This is a genomic window from Streptomyces sp. PA03-1a (assembly GCF_033792805.1).
GTDB lineage: Bacteria > Actinomycetota > Actinomycetes > Streptomycetales > Streptomycetaceae > Actinacidiphila.
Genome location: NZ_JARAVO010000025.1, coordinates 47,088 through 55,964, shown reverse-complemented (window position 1 = coordinate 55,964; position 8,877 = coordinate 47,088). Strand labels below are relative to the sequence as shown.

Here is an 8,877-nt window from a genome sequence, read left to right as displayed (position 1 = left end):
TACGACCACCCCGCCCCCGGCAGCGGACTGGGCCTGAGCATCGTGGCCGCGATCGCCGCGGCGCACGCGGGGTCGGTGCGGGTGGAGGCCTCGGAGTCGGGTGCGTGGTTCCGGGTGCGGTTGCCGACGCTCACTGGCGCATGATCGCGGCGACCGCGACGGCCGTCCTGAGGACCTGGAGGTCGCGCGGGCCGTCGAGGCGCCGGCCGGTCAGCTCCTCGACCCGGTGCAGTCGGCGGTCGAAGAACTTGCGGCGCAGCGTGAGCAGCTCGCACGCCAGGTCCGGGTCGCCGTCGGCGGAGATCACCGCGCTCAGCGTCTCCCGCAGCACCTGGTCGTCCAGCACCGGCTGCACCATGCCGACCAGCCGCTGGGCGATGTCGGGCGTCTGCGCTGCCGCGTACTCCACCAGGACGTCGTCCAGCTCGTAGACGCCGGGTCCAAAGCCCAGCGCGTCCACCACCGCGCAGATGTCGTCCACCAGCAGCTGACCCGCCGTCACCTCGTTGTAGGGCTTCCAGTGCACCGCGAGCCGGGCCGTCCCGGCGAGGTCGCGGTGGATGCGGTCCGCCAGGTCGACGGACTCCTGGTGGCGTGGCGCGGGGGTGAGCACGTACAGCCCGCGCGCCGAGGGCAGCACGGCCGTCTCGGGGCCGCCGTGGCCGCGGGCCACCGCCTCGACGTCGCCGAGGGGGAGGCCGGGCGCGCGCAGCGCCATCACGGCGTAGGCGGGCGGGGCGTAGGACGGCCCGGGCCGCGGTGGCTCCGGGACCGAGGCGGGGGCCTCCCGCCCGGACTGGGCGAAGTAGCCCCGGTTCAGCTCCCGGGCCACACGGCGCCCCGCGTCCGTCAGGCGCCGGGCGAACTCGCCGCGCGAGCCGTCGGCCCCGGCCGCAGCGTGCCCGCCGGAGACCAGGATGTACTCCGTCGTCTCCTGGACGGCGACCCGCAGCGCGCTCACCGGCTCGCCCCGAGCGGCCCAGGCGACCCCCTCGCCGCGGATCCGCGCGGCGGTCTGCTCGCTCCACTCTCCCGAGCCGGAGACGACTTCTATCAGGGCGGCGAACAGCTCCCGCCGCAGCGAGGGCTCGCCTCCGCCGGAGTCGGTGAATCCCAGGTCAAGACAGGAATCCAGGCCCGTGGACACCGGTGCGTGGGTGGTCATGCGCGCAAGCCAAGCACCGGAGCATCAAAGTCACATCAAAGCGGGATCAGAGTCCGCGCTGGGGATCGCCCGCTCTCACGACGGTCAGGGGATCGCCTGCTCGGTCCAGATGCACTTGCCGCCGGGGACGTAGCGGGTGCCCCAGCGCTGACACAGCGCGGCGACCAGCTGCAGCCCGCGGCCGCCCTCGTCGGTGTCGCCGGCGTGCCGGATCCGGGGGGTGCTGAGACTGCCGTCCGAGACCTCGCAGACGAGGGTGCGGCTGCGGATCAGCCGCAGGCCGATGGGGCCCCGGGCGTGCCGGACCACGTTGCCGACCAGTTCGCTGGCGATCAGCTCGGTCGTCATGACCAGTTCGCCCAGTCCCCAGGCGTCCAGCCGGCGGCGGATGTGCTCGCGTGCCTGGCCCGCGGCGAGCGGGTCCTCGGGCAGGGACCAGGAGGCGACGTCGCCGGGCGACAGGGCGTGCGTGCGGGCGATGAGGAGGGCCGCGTCGTCCCCGGCGTGCTCCTGGTGGGGGTCGAGGGCGGCGGCGACCTCGTCGCAGAGCCTTCCCAGGCGTTCCACCTCGCCCCGGCGGCCGTCCGCCGGCCGCACGGGCGCCGCGGCCGGTGCGCCGGTGAGGGCCTTCGCCAGCCCGGCCATGCCCGTGTCGATGTCCCGGCGGGAGGATTCGACGAGGCCGTCGCTGTAGAGCACCAGCAGACTGCCCTCGGGGATCTCGAGCTCCACGGTCGCGAACGGCGGCGTGGCGGCGCCCAGTGGTGGGTCCGGCGAGTGCCCGGCGAAGTGGACGGTGCCGTCGGGCAGCACCAGCGCGGGCGGCGGGTGCCCGGCCCGGGAGAACGCGCAGGTGCGGTTCGTGGGGTCGTACACGGCGTACAGGCAGGTCGCGTAGAAGTCGTCCCCGAGGTCGCTGACCAGCTCGTTGAGGTGCGCGAGCAGCTCGTCGGGGGGCAGTTCGAGACCGGCGAGGGTGTGCACCGCGGTTCGCAGCCGCCCCATGGTCACGGCCTCGGAGATGCCGTGCCCCATCACGTCCCCGATGACCAGTGCGACCCGGTCGGCGGAGAGCGGGATGACGTCGTACCAGTCCCCGCCGACCGTCGTCCCCTCGACGGCGGGCAGGTAGCGTGCCGCGGCGCTGACCGCCGGCAGTTCGGGCAGGACGCGCGGCAGCAGGCCGCGCTGCAGCTCCTGGGCCCGTCCGTGCTCGGCGTCGTACAGCCGGGCCCGCTCCAGGGCCTGGGCGACCAGCCCGCTGAGCGCGGTCAGCAGGGTGCGCTCCTCCTCGCTGAACGGGCGCGGCTCGGAGAAGGAGACGACGCAGGAGCCGACGGCCTTCCCGGAGACGATCAGCGGCAGGAAGGCCCAGGCGTGCTTCTGGGACCACTCCTGGAGGTGGACCCGGGCCGGGTACGCCTCGTGGAACTCCTTGGCGGAGGTGATGTAGCGGGGCACGCGCTCGCGGATGGCGTCGGTGCTGGGGCTGCCCTCGGCGAGCCGGGTCCGGCTGAGCCGCTCCATCAGGCCCGGGGGGTAGCCGACGAAGCCGGCCACGCGCAGCAGGTCGCCCTCCAGCGTCTTGATGATCAGCCCGGTGGCGTCGAACAGCGGCAGCACGCGGTCGGCGACCGCGGCGACGACGTCCTTGACGGTGACGGCCTCGGCGAGCGCGGTGGTCAGCCGGCCGATGTGCGCCGCGCGGTCGGCGGCGGTGCGGGCGGCGTCGGCGCGGGCCTCCTCCGCGAGCCGGTGCTCGGTGACGTCGGTGAGGTAGAGGGTCAGGCCGTCGGGTACGGGCATGACGCGCAGGTGGTAGCGGCGCGTGCCGCCGCCCCACTCGATGTCCGCGCTGACGGTCGCGTCGCCCTCGGCCGCCCGGCGGCAGTGGGCCTCGAGCTCCGAGTCGTGGACGCCGGGCAGGTGCCACAGCACCGCGCCGACCAGGGGCCGCCGCGCCCCCAGCAGCCGCTCGGCCTGGGGGTTGGCGAAGGCGATGCGGCCGTCGTCGTCGACCGCCAGGAAGCCGTCGCTCATGTGACGCAGGGCCCGGCCGGCGGCGTCCATCGCGATCCGGGTCTCCGTGCTGTCCCACAGCACACCGGCGAGCCGGACGGCCTTGCCGTCCGCACCGAGCACGCTGCGGCCGCGGGCCTGCACCCAGCGGAAGGTCCCGTCGGGCCGGCGGACCCGGTACTCCCAGGCGAAGCCGCCGCGGGCCCGGGCGGCCTCCTCGGCGTCGGCGATCACCCAGGGCAGGTCCTCGGGGTGGACCAGCTCCACCCAGGTCTCCAGGCGACCGTCGTACATCTGCGGGGACATCCCGAAGACGGAGCGCGCGGTCTCGTCGAGGTAGGCCTCGCCGGTGCGGACGTTCCACTCCCAGGTGCCGATGCCCACGTCGGACGGGGTCTCCCGGGGCCGGGAACCCGAGCCGCCCTCCGCCAGGCGCCAGCGTTCGCGCGACCCGACGGCCGCCGTACGGCCCAGCCGCTCCGACACCCACGCGGCGATCCCCCGCAGCAGCTCCCACGCGCCGGGAGCCGGCGGTACGGCGTCCGCGGTCACCACCGAGAGCGCGCCGAGCGGGCCCTCGGGGCCGGGGAGCGGTACGGCGGCGAGCCCGGACCCGCCGGGCAGCGGGCCGGGGGTCGTCTCCGTCGTGGGCAGCCACACCGGTTCGCCCCCGGTCGTCGCGCGGCCCGGCGCGGTGGCGTCCTGCGGGGGGAGGAAGAGCCAGGCACGGGTCAGGTTCCTGGGCAGACCGGTGCTGGCGGCCAGGCGCAGGGGCACTCCGCCCCGGGCCGCCTGCCCGCGCAGGTGGACCAGTCCGCCCAAGCCGTTCAGCGCCGCCACGGCCTGCTGCAGTCCCAGTCGCAGCGCCTCGCGCTCGCCCTGGTCGTCGCCCGAGGACCGGAGCAGGCGCAGCCGCTCCGCTCCCGGCTGGTCGAGCGGCGCTTCAGGCTCCTGGGCGGCGGCTTCGTTCGGGATCGTGCCCTCTTCTCGTCGGCTTTCCTCCGAAGGCCAACATAGCGCCGCGCGCGGGCACCGTCAGCGCGAAGCCGTATCGCCGGCCGGCGCCGCCCTCACCAGGTAGCCCGCCCCCCGCACGGTGCGGATGAGCGACTGGTCGGTGTCGCCGAGCTTCCGGCGCAGGTAGTAGATGTAGGTCTCCACGATCCCGGACTCGCCCTGGAAGTCGCAGCTCCACACGGCGTCGAGGATCTGCCCCTTGGACACCACCCGGTCCGGGTTCTCCAGCAGGAAGCGGAGCAGCGCGAACTCGGTCGCCGAGACCTGGACCGGCCGGCCGTGCCGCCACACCTCGTGGGTGTCCGCGTCCAGTTCGACCCAGCCCGCGCGCAGCCGGCGCCCGGCAGGCTCGGGGGCCCGGCCCCGGCGCAGCAGGGCGTTCACGCGGGCCGCGACCTCGTTGATGTCGAAGGGCTTGGTGACGTAGTCGTCGCCGCCCAGGGCCAGGCCCCTGATCTTGTCCTCCACGGCGTCCCGGGCCGTGAGGAAGAGGACGGGCGCGTCGACCCGGGCGGCGCGGAGCCTGCGGCACACCTCGAAGCCGTCGAGGTCGGGCAGTCCGACGTCGAGCAGGATCACGTCGGCGGCGCGATCGGCGGCCGTGCTCACCGCCTCCTCGCCGGTCCCGGCCGTGACCACGTCGAAGCCCAGGAACTGCAGCGCCATCGCGAGCATCGAGGCGATGCTCGCCTCGTCCTCCACGACCAGCACGCGGGGCTGCTGGGCCGAGACGGTCACGTTCATGCCGCGGGTCACTTCCTCCGGGCCGTATTCCGGCCGTTGTCACACAGAAGAGGAACGGATTATGTCATTCAGCTGAACCCGGACAACCCCCGTGACCGAATCGCGACGATCCGCCGCCGGCCTCCCCCGCGGAGCTGCGGATGAGCCCCCGTCAGATGCGGATTCCGGGTGTCCGGACGATGCCTTGACAGGGGTGGGGGGCACCCCCACACTGATGTTGCGTCAACCGCAATCAGTTCCGCCATACGCACCGAGGTGTCATGATGATTCCCGTGTGCCGGCTCGCGGACCTCCCGCGTGGCGAGGCTTTCCGGCTCGAGACCGACCCGCCCGTCGCGGTGTTCCACACCGAGGAGGGCGAGCTCTACGCCGTCGACGACACCTGCACCCACCAGGACGCGTCGCTCGCGGACGGCTGGCTGGAGGGGTGCGAGGTCGAGTGCCCGCTGCACGCCTCGAAGTTCGACCTGCGCACGGGTGCGGTGGACGCGCCCCCGGCCCGGCGGCCCGTGCGGACGCACGAGGTCGTGGTCGAGGACGGCGTGATCCACGTACGGCTGTCGGCGGCCGCCCCCGGCCCGCCCTCGTGCGCGGCCGGCCGGCTCGCCGGGGGAGCCGGATGAGAGCGGTCCTCGTGGTCGGCGCCTCGCTGGCGGGGCTGTCGGCGGCGCGGGCACTGCGCGCCCAGGGGTACGACGGCCGGCTGGTGGTCGTGGGCGACGAACCGCACCGGCCGTACGACCGGCCGCCGCTGTCCAAGGAGTTCCTCGTCGGACAGGCCGACGAGGCGGCCCTGGTCCTGGAGGCGGACGGCGAGGACCTCGGGGCCGAATGGCTGCTGGGCGCCCGGGCCGTGACGCTCGACCCGGGCACGCGGGTCGTCGGGCTCGCGGACGGCAGCGCCGTCACCGCCGACGGAGTCGTCATCGCCACCGGGGCCGCTGCCCGTACCCTGCCCGGCGCGGCGGGCCGGTCCGGTGTGCACACCCTGCGCACCCTGGACGACGCCCGCGCACTGCGGGCCGATCTGGCGCGCGGCGGGCGGCTCGTCGTCATCGGCGGCGGCTTCATCGGGGCCGAGGTCGCCTCGACCGCGTACGCCCTCGGCCTGGACGTCACCGTCGTCGAGGCGGCGCCCACCCCGCTGTCGGGTCCGCTCGGCGAGACGATGGGCGGCGTCGTGTCGGGCCTCCACGCCGACCACGGTGTACGGCTGTTGTGCGGCACGGGGGTGCGCGGGACCGAGGCGGACGGCGAGGGGCGGGTGGTGGCCGTGGTCCTGGCCGACGGCCGCAGGCTGCCCGCGGACACCGTGGTCGTCGGCATCGGGGCGCGCCCGTGCACGGACTGGCTCGCCGGGTGCGGGATCGAGCTCGGCGACGGTGTCCTGTGTGGCGCCGACGGCCGCACGGGCCTGCCGGGCGTCGTCGCCGTCGGCGACTGCGCCGCCTGGTACGACCCGGCCGCCGGCGCGCACCACCGCGTGGAGCACTGGACGGGTGCCCTGGAGCGTCCGGCCACCGCCGTCGCCGCGCTGCTGTCCGGCGGCGCGGGCGGGCAACGGGCCCCCCGCCCGCCGTACTTCTGGTCCGACCAGTACGGCGTGCGCATCCAGTTCGCGGGCCGCGCCGCGGGGGCCGACACCGTCACGGTCGAGGAGGGCGTCGCGGAGGAACGGGACGTCCTCGCGGTCTACCGCAGGGGCGGGGTTCCGGTCGCCGTACTGGGCATGAACCGGCCCCGGTCGTTCACCCGTTGGCGCAAGCAGCTGGCCGTCGTCGCGTCTTGACAGCGCCGGAGCGGCACCACATGCTGCAGTTGCGCAGTGCACACTCCGTTGCTCATTACACAACGTCCCGCAAGGAGTGCCCGTGACCCCGACCGGTCTGCCGGACAGCCTGATCGCCACCCTCCCCGGCTCCTACTACACGGACCCCGGGATCTTCGCCCAGGAGCAGGAGCGCATCTTCGAGACGATGTGGTTCTGCGTGGCTCGCTCCTCCGAGCTCGGCAGGCCGGGCGCCTTCAGGACCGTGGACGTCGGCCGCGAGAGCATCCTGGTCACCCGGTCCCGGGACCACGCGGTGCGCGCCTTCTACAACGTGTGCCGGCACCGCGGCGCCCGGCTGCTCACCGAGGAGGGCGGCGAGGTCAGGCGGGCGTTCCAATGCCCGTACCACGCCTGGACGTACGACCTGGACGGCAGGCTCGTGGCGGCCCCCAACCTCACCAAGATGCCCGACGTCGGCCGTACCGAGTACGGGCTCGTCCCCGTCCACGTCCGCGAATGGCTGGGGTACGTCTGGGTCTGCCTGGCCGAGGACCCGCCCTCCTTCGAGGAGCAGGTGGTCGGCGAGGTGGTCACCCGGCTCGGGGACGTGGAGTCCCTGGAGCGCTACGGCATCGAGGACCTGAGGGTCGGCCGGCGGATCGTGTACGACGTCAGGGCCAACTGGAAGCTCATCGTCGAGAACTTCATGGAGTGCTACCACTGCGCCACGATCCACCCCGAACTGACCGAGGTGCTGCCGGAGTTCGCCGGCGGTTACGCCGCGCAGTACTACGTCGGCCACGGCGCCGAGTTCGGCGCGGACATCGAGGGCTTCACGGTGGACGGCTCGCCGGGACTGGACCGTATACCGGGGGTCTCCGCGGCCCAGGACCGGCGCTACTACGCGATCACCATCAAGCCGCAGGTCTTCGTCAACCTGGTGCCGGACCACGTGATCTTCCACCGCATGTACCCGGTCGCGGCCGACCGCACGGTCGTCGAGTGCGACTGGCTCTACCTGGAGGAGGTCGTCACCGCGGGCAGGGACGTCGGCCGCTCGGTGGAGCTCTTCGACCGGGTCAACCGCCAGGACTTCGAGGCCTGCGAGCGCTGCCAGCCCGCGATGGGATCCCGGCTCTACGCCAAGGGCGGGGTGCTGGTCCCCAGCGAGCACCACATCGCCGGCTTCCACGACTGGGTCCACGAGCGCCTCGGCACGGCTCAGCCCAGGTAGCCCATGCGGTGGCTGATCTCGGCCGCCCCGGCGACCAGCAGCGGCGCGAGCTCGTGCATGCGCTCCTGGGTGAAGCGGTACGAGGGGCCGGAGGCGCTGACGGCGGCGATGACCTCGCCGTCGCGCGAGCGGACGGGGGCGGCCATCGCGTGCAGGCCGATCTCCAGTTCCTCCAGCGTCCAGGCGTACCCGCGCTCCCTGGCCTCGGCGAGGTTCTTCTCCAGCTTCGTCCGCGAGGTGAGGGTGTGCGGGGTCAGTTTCTCCAGGCCCGCGTCCGTGAGGAGTTCCGCGCGCTGCGCGGCGGAGAGGTGGGCGAGCAGGATCTTGCCGCTGGAGGTCGCGTGCAACGGCGTGAGCTGGCCGACCCAGTTGTGCGCGGTCACGGCCGCCGGTCCGCGCACCTGGTACAGGTTGATCGCGAAGTGCTTCTCCATCACGGCGATGTTGACGGTCTCGCCGATCTCCTCGGCGAGCCGTTCGCAGACCGGCCGGCCCTGCTGGGTGATGTCGATGCGGCCGGTCACCGCGCCGGCCAGCCGCACGATGCCGAAGCCGAGCCGGTACTTGCCGCGCTCGCCCGCCTGCTCCACCAGCCCGCGTGCCTCCAGCGCGCCGAGCAGCCGGAACGCCGTCGACTTGTGGACCTCGATCTCGGCGGCGACCTCGCTCACGCCGGCCTCGCCGCGCTGCGCCAGGATCTCCAGCACGCTGATGGCCCGGTCCACGGACTGGACGCCGCCCGGCTGCGCAGCGGTCGTTTCGGTATCTGCACTGAAGTTGCCCACAGCGAAACTATACGCGCGGTAAACAACAGCGTCGGGGTTCCCCGGCGGAGTCCGGACGGGAAACGCGACCGAAACTCCGGTGTCAAGTTGCGCGGCTCGCAACCTGGTGCGCATAGCGGCACCGTACTAGCATGCTGCGCCA

At 73.8% G+C, this 8,877-nt stretch carries 8 protein-coding genes; 4 read left to right on the top strand and 4 right to left on the bottom strand.

Annotated elements, in window-relative coordinates; genetic code table 11:
- Window positions 1–144 (top strand): ATP-binding protein (locus tag PV341_RS08155; RefSeq protein WP_500357210.1); only part of this gene is annotated, 144 nt, incomplete at its 5' end.
- On the opposite strand, the gene PV341_RS08150 is transcribed toward PV341_RS08155, so the two are convergent.
- The 3 genes from PV341_RS08150 to PV341_RS08140 form a co-directional block, all read right to left on the bottom strand.
- Window positions 131–1,165 (bottom strand): helix-turn-helix domain-containing protein, encoded by a 1,035-nt coding sequence (locus PV341_RS08150; protein ID WP_500357208.1) that lies wholly within the window; start codon window positions 1,163–1,165, stop codon window positions 131–133. The genes PV341_RS08155 and PV341_RS08150 overlap by 14 nt on opposite strands.
- A gap of 84 nt (window positions 1,166–1,249) precedes the next feature.
- A complete protein-coding gene (locus PV341_RS08145; protein WP_500357206.1) occupies window positions 1,250–4,024 on the bottom strand; it encodes a SpoIIE family protein phosphatase in 2,775 nt (924 codons plus the stop codon).
- Between the two features lie 195 nt (window positions 4,025–4,219).
- On the bottom strand, window positions 4,220–4,945 hold the full coding sequence (locus tag PV341_RS08140; RefSeq protein WP_499515328.1) for a response regulator transcription factor: 726 nt from the start codon (window positions 4,943–4,945) through the stop codon (window positions 4,220–4,222).
- 260 nt (window positions 4,946–5,205) lie between these two features.
- Between PV341_RS08140 and PV341_RS08135 the strand changes: the two genes are divergently transcribed.
- The 3 genes from PV341_RS08135 (at window position 5,206) to PV341_RS08125 (ending at window position 7,950) form a co-directional block, all read left to right on the top strand.
- Window positions 5,206–5,568 (top strand): bifunctional 3-phenylpropionate/cinnamic acid dioxygenase ferredoxin subunit, encoded by a 363-nt coding sequence (locus PV341_RS08135; protein ID WP_499515329.1) that lies wholly within the window; start codon window positions 5,206–5,208, stop codon window positions 5,566–5,568.
- The gene (locus PV341_RS08130) at window positions 5,565–6,734 is read left to right on the top strand and encodes an NAD(P)/FAD-dependent oxidoreductase (protein ID WP_500357204.1); all 1,170 of its coding nucleotides are present in this window, start codon (window positions 5,565–5,567) and stop codon (window positions 6,732–6,734) included. Before PV341_RS08135 ends, PV341_RS08130 begins: the two co-directional genes overlap by 4 nt.
- Window positions 6,735–6,816: 82 nt before the next feature.
- A complete protein-coding gene (locus tag PV341_RS08125; protein ID WP_500323094.1) occupies window positions 6,817–7,950 on the top strand; it encodes an aromatic ring-hydroxylating oxygenase subunit alpha in 1,134 nt (377 codons plus the stop codon).
- On the opposite strand, the gene PV341_RS08120 is transcribed toward PV341_RS08125, so the two are convergent.
- Complete coding sequence (locus tag PV341_RS08120) at window positions 7,938–8,735, bottom strand: IclR family transcriptional regulator (protein ID WP_500323095.1); 798 nt, start codon at window positions 8,733–8,735, stop codon at window positions 7,938–7,940. The two genes, PV341_RS08125 and PV341_RS08120, sit on opposite strands and share 13 nt — an antisense overlap.
- Window positions 8,736–8,877: the final 142 nt, after the last annotated feature.

Bases quoted from the DNA above. Each gene is read 5' to 3' on its own strand.
- PV341_RS08140 (WP_499515328.1), bottom strand. From the start codon at position 4,945: ATGAACGTGACCGTCTCGGCCCAGCAGCCCCGCGTGCTGGTCGTGGAG.
- PV341_RS08130 (WP_500357204.1), top strand. From the start codon at position 5,565: ATGAGAGCGGTCCTCGTGGTCGGCGCCTCGCTGGCGGGGCTGTCGGCG.
- PV341_RS08135 (WP_499515329.1), top strand. From the start codon at position 5,206: ATGATGATTCCCGTGTGCCGGCTCGCGGACCTCCCGCGTGGCGAGGCT.
- PV341_RS08150 (WP_500357208.1), bottom strand. From the start codon at position 1,165: ATGACCACCCACGCACCGGTGTCCACGGGCCTGGATTCCTGTCTTGAC.